The sequence below is a fragment of the Ruminiclostridium cellobioparum subsp. termitidis CT1112 genome (assembly GCF_000350485.1).
Taxonomy (GTDB): Bacteria; Bacillota; Clostridia; order Acetivibrionales; family DSM-1351; genus Ruminiclostridium; species Ruminiclostridium termitidis.
Genome location: NZ_AORV01000042.1, coordinates 17,939 through 35,497, shown reverse-complemented (window position 1 = coordinate 35,497; position 17,559 = coordinate 17,939). Strand labels below are relative to the sequence as shown.

Sequence of the window (17,559 nt, the reverse complement as noted above, 5' to 3'; positions counted from 1 at the left end):
TATGTGCTTTTTATAACTTTTTTGGATTATTAACCATTTAATCAATATACACAGGTAGGCAATTCAAGTCTAATTTACCAATGCTAAAGGGGGATTTACTTTGCTAGATTTCGAGATTGATATGGATCATTTTGCCCAGATAAAGGTAGTAGGATGCGGCGGAGGAGGAAACAATGCCGTTAACAGGATGATTGATGCAGGACTTAGAGGTGTGGATTTTATAGCTATAAATACAGATAAACAGGCTTTGTTTTTATCCAAGGCAAACACCAAGATTCAAATTGGAGACAAGCTTACAAAGGGTCTTGGAGCAGGTGCTAATCCCGATATCGGAGAAAAGGCGGCAAATGAAAGCAGAGATGAAATCGCCCAGGCAATAAAAGGTGCAGACATGGTATTTGTAACCGCAGGTATGGGCGGCGGAACCGGTACGGGTGCTGCTCCCGTGGTAGCACAGCTGGCCAGGGAAATGGGAATTCTGACAGTAGCGGTTGTTACAAAACCCTTTATGTTTGAAAGCAGAACGCGTATGCAGCATGCTGAAAGAGGAATAGAGAACCTTAAAAATTCAGTGGATTCACTTGTCACCATTCCAAATGACAGATTGCTTCAGGTTGTGGAAAAGCGCACTACTATGGTGGAAGCTTTTAGAATGGCTGATGATGTGCTTCGACAGGGTGTTCAGGGTATATCCGATTTGATAGCCGTACCTGGCTTGGTAAATCTTGACTTTGCAGATGTTAAGACTATAATGCTGAGTTCCGGCCTTGCCCATATGGGTATAGGAAGAGCCAATGGTGAAAGCAGGGCAGAAGAAGCGGCAAGACAGGCAATTCAGAGTCCTCTGCTGGAAACTTCAATCGAAGGGGCAAGAAGAGTACTGGTGAATATTACCGGTGGTCCCGATCTGGGTTTGTTTGAAGTTAACACGGCAGCAGAGCTTGTTCAGAAGTCGGCAGATCCCGAAGCAAATATCATATTTGGAGCTGTTATTGACGACAACCTTAAGGATGAATTGATGATAACGGTTATAGCCACAGGTTTTGAGAACAGTCCGGTTCTAAAGAAATTTGACAAACCTGCTGAAAAGCCAAAGCAGGTATCGACGGCTGTTCCGGCTCATGACAGCAGCAGCTACGCAGCAGCAACTGCTGAAAAGAATAATGCCAATGCAGTTTCTTCTGATAACGAGCTGGACATACCAACCTTCCTGAGAAGGAACAGATTTAAATAATGGAATATTAAGAATATGGTAAAATATCTGGGAAGTGCCGCAGACTACTGTTAAAGTGGAATGTGCACTTCCTTTTTAATAAGTTGACCCGTTGTGCTAATTAAAATTTTGTTTTGCTTTACAGATAGATTTAATCAGAATCAACTGGTACGTGAGTACAACTTCATGAAATAAGATGCACAGTTAAAAACAATTGCGGTAAATTGTCGACGAAGGTAAAGTGGTTTTGCCGGCAAAGCAACAGGACGTTGCTTTGAGCTTCAAATCAAGACAGGAGGTCGAGTTTGAGCGACGGCAAAACCGCTTTAAATGAGGCGATACAATTTTCGTAATTGTTTTGGGGGCATCCTTATTTCATGAAGTTAGTACGGAAGTTACCATTTGATATAAAAAAATTAAAAAGGTAAAGCAAAAATTAAAATAACTAGCACAACACGTTAAGTTAACTTGTAAAATTGTTACACAGCTTTGCAGTTGCAAGTTTATGCTGATTATAGAGTTTGAATAAATTTTCAAAGGAAGTGTACCATGTATAAAATTTTTCTTGTTGAAGATGACGGTGTAATTTCGGCAGAGATCAAAAAGCATCTGCAAAGGTGGGGCTATGACGTGCATCGTGTCGGTGATTTCAACAATGTTGTGGGAGAATTTATAAAGTTTGATCCCCAGTTGGTATTGATGGATATATCCCTCCCATTTTATAACGGTTTTTACTGGTGTACCGAGATCAGAAAGCTATCCAAGATCCCTGTGATTTTTATTTCCTCCGCCGGTGATAATATGAATATCGTAATGGCTGTAAATATGGGGGGAGATGACTTTATTTCAAAGCCCTTTGATTTTGAGGTGCTTACAGCCAAGGTCCAGGCAATATTAAGAAGAACTTATGCTTACAATGAACAGACGGCTTACCAGGAGCATAATGGCGTTTTGTTCAATTCTATGGACGGGACTCTGATATACCGTGATCAAAAGCTGGAGCTTACCAAGAATGAGCAGAGGATCATACAGCTGCTCTATGAAAATATTGGAAGGATAGTGAGTCGGGAGCAAATTATGAAGCGCCTGTGGGATAATGATTGCTTTGTGGATGACAACACACTTACGGTAAACATGACCAGATTGCGCAAAAAATTGGAGGACGCTTCCATTGAAAATTTTATACAGACTAAAAAAGGTCTGGGATATATTATAGGTGGTTAGCTTGAAAGACTTCACTTGCGTTCGCCTTCCAAACTAACCTGTGAATTTATGGCCGTGCGAAATATTCAAAGTATTTACCAATACTTTGAAAGCGCACATGGCCAATTAACCTCCTTTATTCGCCACATTGCGATAAAGGATAAATACTTGCATAACATTTTGTGGCCACGAATGTGGCTCATGGAGGTTAATATGAGGGACAGGCACTCTTTAGGAATGTTACTGCAATATGTCAGGGACAGGCGAAAAGTAATCTTGATGTTTCTTCTGTACCAGCTCATTTTTGGTGCCATATGTGCACTGTATCAGTTGGAAAATCTGGACAAGCTACTTTACGGTGTCTATATCTCCATTTTTATAAGTCTGTGCATCAGTGTATGGGATTTTACGGAGTATGCTGACAGGATAGTAAAAACTGAAGAAATGTGTTCAAATCTTGAAAATGTGATTGAACTGCTGCCTCAGGCAACCGACCGGAAGGAAACACAATATCAGGAGATTATCAGGGGCTTGTATGAGGATATGCAGCAATTACAGTTCAATACAAATCTCAAAGAGTCGGAAATGAAGGATTATTACTCGCTGTGGGCCCATCAGATAAAAACACCTCTGGCGGCAATGAGGCTCATGCTCCAGAATGATGAGAAGGAGATAAGTTCTTATGCCTTGCAGGAAGAATTGTTTAAAATCGAACAATATATAGAAATGGTAATGCATTATCTCAGGCTGGAAAGCATGTCTTCCGATATGATTTTGAGGGAATACCGGCTAAAGGATATTGTCAACCAGGCTGTTAAAAGAAATGCCGTATTGTTTATCAACAGTAGGCTTTCCATTGATATCATGGACTTTGACTGTAAGGTCATAACCGACGAAAAGTGGCTTTTATTTGTTATAGAACAGCTTATTACCAATGCTGTCAAGTATACTCCAGTCGGAGGTATAACAATAAGTCTGGAAAAAAACAATAATAAAGAATGGCTTGTTATTCAGGATACCGGCATTGGAATCAAGTCTGAAGATTTGCCGAGGATTTTTGAAAAAGGCTTTACAGGATATAACGGACGGTTTGACAAGAGATCTACCGGAATTGGTCTTTATTTATGCAAACAGGTCCTGGACAAATTGTCCCATAGAATAGAGGTTTTTTCAGAGGTGGGCAGGGGTACAAAAGCCTGCATAGATGTCTCGGTCAGGACTTTTTAAGAGAACAAAAACATACCTTACAGAAATGTAAGGTTAACCGTGGAAATGTAAGTCAGGTCTATGGCAGCCAATTTCTAAATATTCCATAATATATCCATAAGGTATTTTTATTGACAAATGAAAAAGCACACGGCCAGTTCCGGAAATATTATGGCCGCTGTTCGGCTCAAAGCAACAATACGATTTATGGAGGTTAACATGGCACTTTTAGAAATTAAAAATGTAAAGAAGATATACACTTCACGCTTTGGAGGAAATAAGGTACAGGCTTTGGACAGTGTCACCTTCTCGGTTGAGAAAGGTGAATATGTGGCAATAATGGGAGAGTCGGGCTCCGGCAAGACAACGCTTCTGAATATTCTGGCTTCTATTGATAAGGCCACCAGCGGACAGGTCATGCTGGACGGCAGGGATTTGTCAAAAATAAAGCAAGGTGAGCTTTCGGCTTTCCGAAGGGATAATCTGGGCTTTGTTTTTCAGGATTTTAATCTATTGGATACGTTTTCCTTGCAGGATAACATTTTTTTGCCCCTTGTTTTATCGGGCCATTCCTATGATGAAATGCACAGGAGACTGGAACCGTTGGCCAAAAAGCTGGGAATTGACCAGCTGCTGCAAAAATATCCATATGAGGTATCGGGCGGTGAGAAGCAGAGGGCAGCGGCAGCCAGGGCCCTGATAACAAATCCCAAGATTGTTCTGGCAGATGAACCTACCGGTGCTCTTGACTCCAAGGCTTCTGCCAGATTGCTAAGACTTTTTTCGGAAATAAATGCAGAGGGTCAGACAATATTGATGGTAACCCACAGTATACAGGCTGCAAGCCATGCCGGCAGAGTTCTGTTCATCAAGGACGGCTGTGTCTTCAATCAGATATACCGTGCAAACGCCACCAAGGAGGAAATGTTTAAGAAAATAGCCGATACCATGACAGTGCTGCAAACAGGAGGAACACAGTATGAATAAGATGTTTCTTCTGCCAAAGCTGGCTTTTGTGGGTATTAAGAAAAATGGAATAACGTACTTTCCATATATGCTTGCAGGAATATTCTCAGTTTTTGTATTCTTCGTTTTTTCATCCATAATGAATAATGAGTTGATGAAAAAGCTTCCTCATAGTGCTTATTTAGTGGTTCTTATGGGGATTGGCCTTTTTCTCCTGGGCGTTATATTGGTACCGTTTTTATTGTACTCAAACAGTTTTCTTATAAAGAGAAGGAAGCTGGAGCTGGGATTATACAGTATTCTCGGGCTTGAGAAAAAGCATATAGCCATTATGATGTTCTTTGAGACCATGTATATTTTTCTTGTTATATTTACAGGCGGAATCATTCTTGGAGTAGTTTTTTCAAAACTGCTGTTCCTTGTGCTGCTGAATCTTACACGATTGCCGGTAGACACTGGATTTACTTTTAGTTTCGTTGCTCTTAAAATATCATTTTATTACTTTGTAGGGATCAGTCTGCTCAATTTGATAGTGAATCTGGTGCAGGTATTCAAATCGAATCCCAATGATTTGATGAAGGGGGCAAAATCAGGGGAAAAACCCCCGAAACGCCTCTGGATATCTGCTCTGCTGGGAATAGTATTACTTGCGGCGGGATATTATATCGCCATAGTCTCAAAAGTTGATTCAGGTATTTTCACTGATTTTCTTCTGGCAGTTGCTCTGGTAGTACTGGGAACACACTTTTTCTTCAAGGCCGGGATACTTGCGCTGCTCCGCATACTCAAGGAAAACAGGAACTTTTATTACCGCAAGGCAAATTACACCACCATATCGGGAATGCTGTACCGAATGAAGAAAAGTGCTGCCAGCCTGGCCAATATATGCATATTCAGTACCATGACCATAATTACATTGTTATGTACGGCCGCTCTGTGGTTTGGAACATCCGGTGTACTTGATTTTCAATACCCCTTTGATTTTCGGATTGATTATAGGACAGGCGCTTCCATAGACAGAAACCGATTGGATTCCATGCTGTCCCAGCTGTCCGGGGAAGCACATGTAAATGTCTATGATAAAATTTCCTATGCCTATATGGATACCAATGCACTTAAAACTGATAACAAATTTGTTAAAAAATCAGGGAACGGGTTTCAATCCAATGTTGAAACCATAAAGCTGATTACGCTTCAGGAGTATAATCAGATGGAGCGTCAGAACGTAGAACTTGGGGAAAATGAGGTTCTGGTATATTCCACAGGGGCTGATTTCGGTTTCAGCAGTGTACTTTTTGGCAGTGATACCTACACGGTAAAAAAGGAATTGACCCAAACGAACTTTGATCGAAAATCTTCGGTCGCGCGGTTTGGCCAGGATTATTATTTCATTGTGAAGGATCAAAATACAGCAAAAAAGATTATGGCGGAGGCAGGCAACCCGGAAAAGGATTTTACTGATTCCATAGCCTTTCAGGTAAATGGAGAGGATAAGAATAAAAAAGAATTTGCAAATCTCTTAAGCGGCTGGTTCAAGGATAAAAAAGAAGTCGTTTTATTAAAGAATGGAATAGCGGGCCGTGGCGAAACAGTTTCAATGAACGGAGGATTGCTGTTTCTTGGAATATTCTTCGGTATCATATTCAGTATGTGCCTGCTCTTGATAATGTACTACAAGCAGATAACCGAAGGTTTTGATGACAGGGATAAATTCAATATCATGCAGAAGGTAGGCATGAGTGATGCGGAGGTAAAAGGCACCATCAAACGCCAGATTCTCCTGGTATTCTTCCTGCCGCTGGTATTTGCAGTCCTTCATACACTGGCCGGGTTTGGAATGATCACAGAACTGCTGGGTGTACTGTTCCTGTACAACCGGACATTAATAATTGTGACGGGTGTTGTTGTATCCTGTATTTTTGCAGTGTTGTACGGACTGAGTTATATATTTACATCCAAAGTATACTACAGCATAGTCAGGCAAATGAACTAGTAGAATATATAGAATATTGTACTGGATAGGAAGATCTGAAATAAGCAGCATATGCTCCCTGGCAGGTTGGCAGGAGCATATGCTGCTTATTTTAGTTTCTTCAGTATAGGAATTTATATATTATTTTGATAAAGAAATGAGCCCGGTGAGTTTTCTTGTCACACAATATTTCTTTTTCTACATTTGTTTTTGACAAACTTTTGTAAATTAACTATGTATAATTAGGAATGGATAAAAAAGAAGGTTGATGTAATAACTCGGCATAAAAACAAAGGCGCTTGAATAATAGTAAAGTATGGACTAATAGTGTTTATGCGTTATTTTACTATTGGGTGAGGGAAACAAAGTGGAAATATATTTGGATATTCTGTTACTTGAAAATTTAGTTATAAATTATTTGATACTTTATGTTACAGCCAGGTTCTCCCGGGTAAGGGTCAGTACTCTCAGATTATTTGCAGGAGCAATAGTCGGAGCACTTTATGTGATATTCATAATATTGCAGCCGGGAATGAAGGTATATTATACGGCATTTGCCAAAATACTGCTGTCTGTTTTCATAATAGCAATAACCTTTTCGCCGCGGAAGGTTTTGCCGTTCTTAAAGACATTGGTGATCTTCTACATATCTACCTTCATATTTGCAGGGGCAGCCCTGGCCTTTTTGTATTTCAACCAGCAGGGCGGGTTTGTAAGAAATGGCATAATATATGTTTTCGGACAGTCCAAGGGCAGTTTGATGTTCTTTGGAATTGTGACGGTAGGCATAATCGTCAAGATTTTCATGGAGGTTATTCAAAGCAGGATCAACAAGGATAAGCTGCTTATCCCTGTGAAGATAGCTTTTGATAATAGAATAATCGGTTTGCCGGCTCTGGTGGATACAGGTAATTCACTGAGGGACCCGCTTACAAATATTCCGGTTATGGTAGTTGAATTTAAAGCATTGGAAGAACTTCTGCCGTCGGAAATAAGAAGTATTTTTGAGAACTCCAAGGAGGATGATCTCAATTGTGTAACTGCAACAATATCAACCTCCAGGTGGTTTTCCAGGTTCAGGCTGATCCCCTTTAGTTCTTTGGGAAAAGAAAATGGCATGCTTATAGGTTTTAAACCGGATTTTATTGAAGTTGGAGAGGAAGAAGAAAAACGTGACATAAAAAATGTAATTGTGGGAATATACAACAGATCCTTATCCGGAAATGATAAGTACAAGGCATTACTGGGACCGGAATTAGTCGCTTAGCCATATGTAACATACAAATGCACACAGGATATTTACCTGCATTTTAATTACGCTTTACCAATTTATCCACATTTGAAAGGGGACAGCCAAATGAAATTTTTTACCAGACTGAAAATGTGCTTTCTTATAAGCTATGAGAAGCTTTTAAGAAAGCTGAAATTAGGAGGGATATTTCCTGTTCATTACATAGGGGGCAGTGAGGCCCTGCCGCCACCGCTTACCGTTGATGAGGAGACCTATCTTCTGCATAAGCTTGAACAGAGTGATTACGGCGTAAAAAGCATTCTGATCGAAAGAAATTTAAGGCTGGTTGTCTATATAGCAAGAAAGTTTGAGAACACCGGTGTTGGCGTTGAAGACCTTATTTCCATTGGCACAATCGGACTGATTAAGGCTATAAATACCTTTAATCCTTCAAAAAATATAAAGCTGGCAACTTATGCATCACGGTGCATTGAGAATGAAATACTAATGTATCTCAGGAGAAATAACAGGGTGAAAGCTGAGATCTCAATTGATGAACCTCTGAATATCGATTGGGACGGAAATGAATTGCTGCTATCGGATATTCTGGGAACTGAAAATGATATGATTCATAGAAGCATTGAGGACGAAGTTGACAAGGAGCTTCTTAATACTGCCATGAAAAAATTATCCATCCGGGAAAAAAGGATTATGGAATTGAGATTCGGCCTTACAAATGGTGTGGAAAAAACTCAGAAAGAGGTAGCCGATATGCTTGGAATCTCCCAATCCTACATATCCCGTCTTGAAAAAAGAATAATAAGCCGGTTGAAAAAGGAAATCAGCCGCATGACCTGACAGGACTGCAAAAGGCCTTAAAATAGGCTTTGTCAAGGCCTTTGACGAAAATATTTTACTTGTGTGAACAGTATAAAAAGTACCTCCATGGCAATAATGATATTGACAAAGTCAATCTTAATAATTGACTTTGTTATTATAGCTCGGGAGGTTTTTATATGCTTATTAATAAAGTTGAAATCTGTGGTGTTAATACTTCAAAACTTCCTGTTTTGACAAATGAACAGAAAAAAGTGCTGTTTGAAAGAATGCATAAGGGTGATAATTCTGCAAGGGATGAATTCATCAAAGGCAATCTCAGGTTGGTCTTAAGTGTGATTCAGAGGTTCAATAACAGAGGCGAATATGTGGACGATCTGTTTCAGGTTGGCTGCATCGGATTAATTAAAGCTATCGATAATTTTGATGTTTCTCAAAATGTTAAATTCTCAACCTATGCCGTTCCCATGATAATTGGTGAAATCCGGAGATATTTAAGAGACAACAATTCCATAAGGGTCAGCAGATCCTTGAGAGATATTGCTTATAAGGCTTTGCAGGCCAAGGAAAGACTGACTACGAAAAATTCCAAGGAGCCCACCATCGCAGAGCTTGCAGCCGAACTTCAGCTTCCCAAGGAGGATATTGTATTTGCTCTGGATGCCATACAGGATCCCATTTCATTATTCGAATCGGTATATCATGACGGCGGAGATGCAATATTCGTAATGGATCAGGTCAGTGACGACAAGAATATTGATGAGAACTGGCTGGAGACAATAACCCTGAAGGAGGCTATGAGAAAGCTCAATGACAGGGAAAAACTTATTCTGAATCTAAGATTTTTTGAAGGCCGCACTCAAATGGAGGTTGCCGATGAGATAGGAATTTCACAGGCACAGGTATCCAGGCTGGAGAAGACGGCACTGATGCACATGAAGAAGTATATCTGAGAGGTGGGGCAGGCAGCCGGACTTTTTAGCAGTATTCAAAAAAGGTATACAAATTTTTTCAAATAAGGTAAAATGGATATTGAATTATGGAGGAGAAGAAAATGAAGTGTCCATTTTGCGGTTTTATTGAAGATAAGGTTATTGATTCCAGACCTACCGATGAAGGCTCGGCTATTCGAAGAAGAAGAGAGTGCATAAAGTGTTCCAAAAGATTTACTACCTATGAAAAAGTTGAAAGCCTTCCTTTGATGGTAATAAAAAAGGACAAATCCAGGCAGCCCTTTGACAGGGAGAAGTTAATGAACGGACTTTTAAGGGCGTGTGAAAAAAGGCCCATATCAATTAATGATCTGGAGAAAATGGTTGAAAATATAGAAACCCAGCTCCATAACTCCCTCATCAGGGAAGTAACTACCGAGGATATCGGTGAGATGGTAATGGCAAAGCTTAAAAACATGGACGAAGTGGCATATGTAAGATTTGCATCGGTATATCGCCAGTTTAAAGATATCAATACATTCATGGATGAGCTGAAAAATCTGCTGAGAGACGAAAAATAGGAATTTAACCGCCGGCAATATGTGACTTTTAGGTGTTACAGACCACGGGTTGTGAGCTGCTTCTTATTAAATAAACAGAAGTAGCTTTTATATTTATAGGATCAAAAAACGGGATTAGCCCGTAAAATTTACCTGATACTGTTTTGGACTTACTCCGACTATTTTCTTAAAAATCCTGCTAAAATGAGGGAAATTTTCATATCCCACTTTGGCAGAGACATCACTTACACGTTCACCCTGGGCCAATAAAGCCTTTGCCTTTTCAATACGCACCTGTATGATATAGTCCTGCAGTGCGGTTCCAGTCTCCAGTTTGAAGATACGGGAGAGATAGTTGGAATTGTAGTTAAAGGCTCTTGAAAGGCTGCTTACAGATATATCAGAGGAAATCTGCTCCTTTATCATATATTTTATTTTTTCAACAACTTTTCTGTTCTGAGTCAGCTGCATATTTGCAATATAATCCATGTATTGATTGATGGCCCCATAACATAATTCCTCAAAAACCTCAAGTGATATGAGGGTATTTGAATCTTCAAAAAACTCCTTATAATTTTTTCCCCACTGGTTGATGCGGACATTTCTTTGCAGGGAATCCGATATGAGAGTACCTGTTACAGCGTGATATGTCTGCAAAATATTATCCTGGGTCTGATATTCGGGCTGTCTGAGCTCCTTGAATATTTCTGCTATCCTCCCGGTTAATTTTTCCCTTTGAAAAGTACTTAGCAGGGTTAACAAGGAGGGGCGCTTAAGCAGCGTTTTTAGTTCGCTGGACTGCTTTTTATCGTCTGCTTCCGGCCCGAGTATTCCGCCCGACAGCAAGCCGATCCGCCTCCTTATACGCTCTGATATGCCCTGATAGGCTTCTCCTATTTTAGCCAGCTCAACAGGGAAATCCCAGAATATGGAGACTGTGCAGCCCAGTGATTCGGTGATGGAAAGCTGGAAAAACTCAAGCCGGTCTACAATTTGTTTGAATAATAAGTTTAGCCATCCGCGGTCCTGGCTTAAAAAAAGGAGATTGTAGCTGTCAGTCATGCTGTGATAGGTTATGGTTCTGCAATTTTCACATAAAAGCTGAAAGGATAAATCTTTTAATGCAATATTCACGATACTTGAATTAACAGGCTGGGAGATCCATTCATCTACTTTTATGGTAACAAAAAAGCCGTAATCCCCCGGATATATGTCTAAACCGGTTTCGGCCAGAGCACCGGAGATTTTCCAGGGAGCTTCCATACCTTTTTCAAGCCATAGATTGAGATATCTCTCCTGTATAAAAGGTCTTATCTGGTCTATTTTTTTCTTGGCTTCTTCAACTATGAAGCTTTGTTGCAAATCCTGCTTAATCTCAGTTAATGCTTCTCCAACTATTAATTTAAGAGCTTCATATTCCAGGGGTTTAAGAACATAGCGAAAAACTTTGATATTGATTGCCCGCTGGGCATAGTCAAAATCCTTATAGCCGGACAAAATAATTATTTTTGTATACGAATTCAGCTTAAGTATCCTGTCACATAATGTCAGACCGTCGGTTCCTGGCATGCGGATGTCGGTAATCACTATGTCTATATGATGGCTTCCCAGTATTTCCAATGCAGAGGGGACATCGGCAGCACGGAAAACATCTCTGATTTCAAGTTCGTTCCAATCGATATTGTAATACAGACCGTCAAGTATGCTCTTTTCATCATCTACCAGCAATAAATTATACATTTTTCAGCAGCTCCTGTTCCTGTTTTATTATTGTTTTTGGAATACTGAAGGTAAATTTTGTTCCGCGACCCACATCAGTGCTGATGTTTAATTCCACTTCCCCGCCGTACATCAGCCTGAAGCGGGAGAAAACATTTTGGATGCCGTGTGTCTTATCTGAATCTGAGAAATCCAGGTTTAGCTGGTTTAAAATATTCCCGAGTTGTTCCTGGCTTAAGCCTATTCCATTGTCTTCAACAATCAGCTGTACATTTTCGTTTACACATATAGCTTTTATATCTATGAAATTTTTCCTGTTATGATTAACAAATGCGTGTGAAATGGCGTTTTCAACTATGGTCTGCAGTGAAAGGGAGGGAATGATCATCTCTTCAAGCCCGGCATCAATCAGACAGTTGTAATCAAACTTTTCGGGGGAGCGCAGTTGATGTATTTTGAGATAAAGTTTAATATTTTCCATTTCCCGCAGGATTGTTGTGTCCTTATCGTCAAAATGAGTAATCTTCTGGTAGAAGTGTCCGAGATACATGGTCATATCTGCGGCATTATCCAGGTCCTCGCTTTTTATCATATTATAAATGCTATAAAGACAGTTGTACAGGAAATGGGGCTTTATTTGAGATTTTAAAAACTTTAAATGTGCTTTGTTTAAATTCTCCTGTGCCAGATATTTTTCTTTTAAGGATTTATCCAGTTGATCCACCATGTTATTAAACTGTACCGACATCATGCCAAATTCCGAATTATTGATGATATGGGTATGAGACTGAAAATCTCCCTCAGCCACCCTTTTCATGGCATCCACCAGTACATTGGCCGGGGAATATATTTTTCTGTATGAAACAATAATATAAAAGGCAACCGCAATGGCGGCAAAAATCAGGATGGCTACCAGGAACGACATCATACGGGTAACGGGACTGAGGATCTCTTTTTCATTATATATGATTCCGATTATACATTGGTAAGTATCCAGTTTGCTGAAAACTATACGGTAAAGGCCGTCTTTGTCCTTATATGTAAAGGGTTCGGATTTTGTATTGTTGTTGTTCTGCTCCAAAATATTCTGAAGAATATTTTGATTTAATATATTATCCTTGTCCAGCTTAAAGACTTTGCCATTTATGTCTATAAGAAAAGAAGCCATGATTTTGTCATTGTCTCCAAATAAAGCCTTAAGCTGCCCCACGATTTCCGACTCGCTTATTTCTATGGAAATAAGCGGGCGGCTCTGCCTGGGGTAGGCATAGCCTTTGATAATAGAGTAGCACATTTCATTGGGGTTTCTCAGTGAAGGCCTGACAGCCCATATGGGCTGATCTCTGTTCAATTCCTGCAAATCTCCAAGGGTATTATATTTGCTGAAGGAGTCAACACCGTATTTTGTGGAAATAACACGCTGCTGAATGGGAAGAATGACCGATACATTTGAGGCAATAAACCGGGATGCGAAATAGAGGGACAGCCTCGATTTAAAAATGGTATAACTCCACAAATCCAGGCTGTTTTTATCCATGACCGACATTTTGACCAGATCTTCATCCACTAAAAGCGGAGCAGCTGTCATTTCAAGATCTCTTAATTTGTCGGAAAACTGATCTGAAATTAACTTTGTATTGTTTGCATAGGAAATGTCATACTCGTCACGCAGCATATCCATGCTGGAATAGCTGTATATAAGGCACAGAGCTATGGTAGGAACTATTACAAGCAGAAAACCCCCCGCCAGAATTCTTATAATGGAAGAGTGCAATAACTTTTGAAGGCCCTTCATAAAATCCTCCTGAGTATGAGCAATATATTTAAGTAAGTAATATTTCGCATGACAATATTAACACTTTACATAAAATTTTTAAAGTAAAATCGGCTTATTTTTGTCTATTTTGTATATGATGTCTGATTAGTGCAAATAAAATATGATTAAATCATGTACTCAAAATCTTTCTGTTGTTAACATTGATAAAGTAGCAGACAATATTTTATATTTGGAGGAGGAATATTAGGCATGAAAAGAAAATTGATTTCGGTGGCAGGCGTGTTAATTGCAGGTTCTTTGTTGTTTTCTGCTTGTGGCTCTGATTCGGGAACAACGGCTTCTGAAACCCAAAGCTCAAGTTCCGGTACAAGTGCGCAGGCCTCGGGAACATCCGGGGAAAAGAGTTATTTTAAAAAATATGATGAACCTATAACTCTTACAACACATGCGGTTGTCGGTGCCGATACCATGTATCAGGATGGCGGGACAGCTGAAAATAATGCCTGGACTCAATGGCAGAAGGAACACCTGGGTATTATATGGAAACTTAAATGGGTTGCACCCGACGGAGCAACCGACCAGCAAAAACTTGATCTGGCTTTTGCAAGCGGAGATCTCCCGGATGTTATCAGTCCAACTAAAGAACAGCTGGCGAAATATGTTGCGGAGGATCAGATCCTGCCTTTAAATAATCTGATTGAAGATTATGCCTCTCCATTGATAAAGTGGGCTATTGAGGAAGCGAAAGAAAGAACAAAAGGTTCTTTGTTCCTGCCTTTTACAAAAGCCGGACAAATATACGGTTTTCCCGTTATGAAGGAATTGATGGATTATTATAACACAAACTTCATCCGGGATGATATTTTAAACCAGATGGGCATAGCTGTACCTAAAACCCTTGCCGAATATGAAAATGTTCTTGAAAAATACCATCAGCAGTATCCAAAGGGCTATGGCCTCGGTATGGATAACACCTTGAGCGCACAGGCAATACCTATGGCGGCATATAAGGCTTATCCAAAGCACTGGGTCAAAACCGGCAACGGAGAGATAGTTTATGGAAGCATACAGCCTGAAGCCCGCGAGGCTCTTGTAAAATTGGCCGAATGGTATAAAAAGGGCTATATTGATCCGGAATTTGCCGTAAAAGACAATTCCAAGCTTCAGGAAGATGTTGTCCAGGGAAATATACTGACCTATTATGGGCATTGGGCAAGTATAGCAGCGCCCTTTAACGGAATGTGGAGCAAGGTATCGGGTTCCAATGTGACCTGTATGCCAAATTTAACCGGGGAAGACGGTAAGACAGGAGTAATGGCAAACCCCTGGTTTGATGGATCGAGAGCAATAACCAAGGCCTGCAGGAATCCTGAGGCTGTAATGTATCTTTTAAATGAAAACTGGGATTCCTTCTATAGAAATTACACGGATCTCCGTGAAAAGATGAAAACCGAATACGGATATGAATTTAAGTACCCTGTAACCGAAGAGAGAAAACCGTTAAATGTTGACCAGGTTGCCAGGGATTATCCCGGTGCGGCTCAGCCGAGACAGCTCTGGAAATATGATTATCCGGCAGACCTTGAAGGCTGTGGATTTATGAACAGTTTCTATACACATTATACAGTCTTGTTTGGATTTACCGGAGGACCGGTCAGTATAGCAAACGGCGCACTGGCATCCATGGCCGACGCTGTAAACAAGAATGATACTTCGGTTCTGATCGGTGAAGGAAAGAATATGTACGCCGAGTGGACCAATACCAACCCTAAAATGCTTACAACCTTTGCAAGTACATACAACTACTGGAGCGAATTTGAAAAAACCGACGAATTTTCGGCAGACGCCTTTTCAGGAGCTGCAACTCCGACCATGACAGAAAAGAAGCAATATCTCGATAAATTGGAGCTGGAAACCTATACCCGTATAATAATGGGGTCACTGCCCATCACTGCTTTTGATGAATTCGTTCAGAACTGGAAAAAGAACGGCGGAGATCAGATAACCAAAGAAGTAAATGAATGGGCCAAGGGGCTTTAATTGAACCAATTGTTTTTTAACTATAAATTTGTTGTTTATTTGTACATGGGAGGGCCAATCCGGCCGCCCATGTACAAATAAGACAGCAGGAGACGGAGCGACAATGCACACAACATACATCAAGCAAAAATGGCCATTGTATGCCATGCTTGTAATACCGGTTTTTTTTGTAATCCTTTTCAACTATGTTCCTTTGTATGGCGTTGTGATAGCTTTTAAAAATTACAGTCCCGCAAGAGGTTTCTGGGGAAGTGAATGGGTCGGTTTAAAGTGGTTTGAAACAGCTGTTAATATGCCTGATTTTAAATTTATATTACGAAATACATTTGTTATTGCTGTTGGCAAAATTGTTTTCGGACAGATCTTTTCCATAATATTTGCACTGCTTTTAAATGAAATCAAAAATAAAGTCTACAAAAAGACTGTACAGACAATAACATACTTTCCCCATTTCCTGTCCTGGGTTATTATCGGCGGAATATTTACAGATATGCTTTTGACCAGGGGAATTATAAACCAGTTTATAGGTCTTTTCGGAATTAAGCCCATATTCTTTTTAGGCAGCAACCAATGGTTCCAGCCCACAGTAATTATTCTTGAAACATGGAAAGAGTTCGGATGGGGAGCAATAATTTATCTGGCTGCAATGACCAATATAAATCCCGAGATTTATGAGGCGGCAATCATGGACGGGGCAAGTCTGTTCAGAAGGATATGGAATGTCACTTTACCGGGAATAAGTTCAATTATAGTTATGCTGGCTGTTCTGAGTATAGGAAATATATTGAATGCCGGCTTCGAGCAGATACTTGTGCTCTATAACCCTGCGGTTTATCAAACGGGTGACATACTGGACACTTTCATATATCGTCAGGGACTTCTGCAGGCACAATATTCACTATCAACCGCTATTGGTCTGTTCAAATCAATTATTGCATTGACACTGACACTGTTAGCTAATTTTTTGGCAACAAAATATACCGATTACAGAATTTTTTAGGGGGCAGATAACAATGAATATAACCTATACAAAGGGAGAGAGGATTTTTAATTTTTTCAATTATTTTCTCCTTGCCATTATTACTTTGACCTGCATATTGCCAATGATCCATGTTATCGCTCTTTCGCTAAGTGATACGGTGTCCGCCACTTCAAACTCGGTACGGTTCTGGCCCAAAGGATTCAATTTTGCGGCGTATGAAACAATGTTCAGCAATTCGGCTTTTATAAAAGCGCTGGGTGTATCGGTTTTTAGGACTATTGTAGGTTGTTCGGTCAATATGCTTGTAACAATTTTGGCGGCATATCCGCTTTCAAAAGAAAACCGTGAGCTTAAGGGAAGAAAATTTTTAAGCTTTTTCTTCATAATTCCGATGATGGTAAGCGGAGGCTTGATACCTCTGTTTATATTGGTAAAAAACCTTCATATGCTGGATAGTATCTGGTCATTGATTCTTCCGGGCTGTGTGCCGATATTTAATGTAGTGATGATGATGAATTTTTTCAGAGGGATAAATAAGAGTATTTTTGAATCGGCTTCCATTGATGGGGCAAATGAATTTGTTATTCTTTTAAAAATTGTAATTCCGCTCTCAATGGCATCCATTGCAACACTTTCTCTTTTCCAGCTGGTCGGACATTGGAATGATTGGTTCGGAGCTACGATATATATAAATGACAGAAATAAATGGCCGCTGCAAACGCTGCTTCACAATATGCTTACCACAATAGATTTCAGCAATTTCAGTGCCGCTGATGTGAACAGGCTGAAACAATTATCGGACCGTTCCTTCCGCGGAGCAATGATTGTTTTTGCAACAATACCGATTTTATTTGTATATCCCTTTATGCAAAAGTATTTTATCTCGGGTGTGACCATCGGTTCGGTAAAAGAATAGGAGAT

The 17,559-nt window shown here is 40.0% G+C and carries 14 protein-coding genes; 12 read left to right on the top strand and 2 right to left on the bottom strand.

Going from position 1 to position 17,559, the window contains the following annotated elements:
* Positions 1 to 100 precede the first annotated feature (100 nt).
* From ftsZ to nrdR, 9 genes are all read left to right on the top strand, one after another.
* Positions 101 to 1,234, top strand: a complete 1,134-nt coding sequence (ftsZ, locus tag CTER_RS15435) for a cell division protein FtsZ (protein WP_004627003.1) — start codon at positions 101 to 103, stop codon at positions 1,232 to 1,234.
* A gap of 528 nt (positions 1,235 to 1,762) precedes the next feature.
* Positions 1,763 to 2,437: a response regulator transcription factor gene (locus CTER_RS15430; RefSeq protein ID WP_004626941.1), complete on the top strand. Its 675-nt coding sequence runs from the start codon at positions 1,763 to 1,765 to the stop codon at positions 2,435 to 2,437.
* Between the two features lie 192 nt (positions 2,438 to 2,629).
* The gene (locus CTER_RS15425; RefSeq protein WP_004626996.1) at positions 2,630 to 3,643 is read left to right on the top strand and encodes a sensor histidine kinase; all 1,014 of its coding nucleotides are present in this window, start codon (positions 2,630 to 2,632) and stop codon (positions 3,641 to 3,643) included.
* Between the two features lie 198 nt (positions 3,644 to 3,841).
* Entirely contained in the window at positions 3,842 to 4,609 is a 768-nt protein-coding gene (locus CTER_RS15420) for an ABC transporter ATP-binding protein (RefSeq protein WP_004626870.1), read from the top strand.
* Positions 4,602 to 6,581, top strand: coding sequence for an ABC transporter permease (locus CTER_RS15415; protein ID WP_004627015.1), 1,980 nt, complete (start codon positions 4,602 to 4,604; stop codon positions 6,579 to 6,581). The genes CTER_RS15420 and CTER_RS15415 overlap by 8 nt, the downstream gene beginning before the upstream one ends.
* Positions 6,582 to 6,927: 346 nt before the next feature.
* A complete protein-coding gene (gene spoIIGA / locus CTER_RS15410) occupies positions 6,928 to 7,827 on the top strand; it encodes a sigma-E processing peptidase SpoIIGA (protein WP_004627014.1) in 900 nt (299 codons plus the stop codon).
* Between the two features lie 90 nt (positions 7,828 to 7,917).
* Positions 7,918 to 8,649 (top strand): RNA polymerase sporulation sigma factor SigE, encoded by a 732-nt coding sequence (gene sigE / locus CTER_RS15405; protein ID WP_004626955.1) that lies wholly within the window; start codon positions 7,918 to 7,920, stop codon positions 8,647 to 8,649.
* A gap of 158 nt (positions 8,650 to 8,807) precedes the next feature.
* A complete protein-coding gene (sigG, locus tag CTER_RS15400) occupies positions 8,808 to 9,581 on the top strand; it encodes an RNA polymerase sporulation sigma factor SigG (RefSeq protein WP_004626884.1) in 774 nt (257 codons plus the stop codon).
* Positions 9,582 to 9,682: 101 nt separating this feature from the next.
* Entirely contained in the window at positions 9,683 to 10,141 is a 459-nt protein-coding gene (gene nrdR, locus CTER_RS15395; protein WP_004626895.1) for a transcriptional regulator NrdR, read from the top strand.
* A gap of 114 nt (positions 10,142 to 10,255) precedes the next feature.
* Here the strand turns inward: nrdR and CTER_RS15390 are convergent, their stop codons facing one another.
* Together CTER_RS15390 and CTER_RS15385 are read right to left on the bottom strand one after the other, a co-directional pair.
* Entirely contained in the window at positions 10,256 to 11,860 is a 1,605-nt protein-coding gene (locus CTER_RS15390) for a response regulator transcription factor (protein WP_004626961.1), read from the bottom strand.
* Positions 11,853 to 13,634, bottom strand: coding sequence for a sensor histidine kinase (locus CTER_RS15385; protein ID WP_004626995.1), 1,782 nt, complete (start codon positions 13,632 to 13,634; stop codon positions 11,853 to 11,855). Before CTER_RS15385 ends, CTER_RS15390 begins: the two co-directional genes overlap by 8 nt.
* 231 nt (positions 13,635 to 13,865) lie before the next feature.
* Here CTER_RS15385 and CTER_RS15380 point away from each other — a divergent pair, with 231 nt between their 5' ends.
* The 3 genes from CTER_RS15380 (at position 13,866) to CTER_RS15370 (ending at position 17,554) form a co-directional block, all read left to right on the top strand.
* Positions 13,866 to 15,656: a type 2 periplasmic-binding domain-containing protein gene (locus tag CTER_RS15380; RefSeq protein WP_004626944.1), complete on the top strand. Its 1,791-nt coding sequence runs from the start codon at positions 13,866 to 13,868 to the stop codon at positions 15,654 to 15,656.
* Between the two features lie 103 nt (positions 15,657 to 15,759).
* Positions 15,760 to 16,656 carry an ABC transporter permease gene (locus tag CTER_RS15375; RefSeq protein WP_004626880.1) on the top strand — a complete coding sequence of 299 codons (897 nt, stop codon included), beginning with the start codon at positions 15,760 to 15,762 and terminating at the stop codon, positions 16,654 to 16,656.
* A gap of 13 nt (positions 16,657 to 16,669) precedes the next feature.
* Positions 16,670 to 17,554 (top strand): carbohydrate ABC transporter permease, encoded by an 885-nt coding sequence (locus CTER_RS15370; RefSeq protein ID WP_004626980.1) that lies wholly within the window; start codon positions 16,670 to 16,672, stop codon positions 17,552 to 17,554.
* The last annotated feature ends 5 nt before the right edge of the window (positions 17,555 to 17,559 follow it).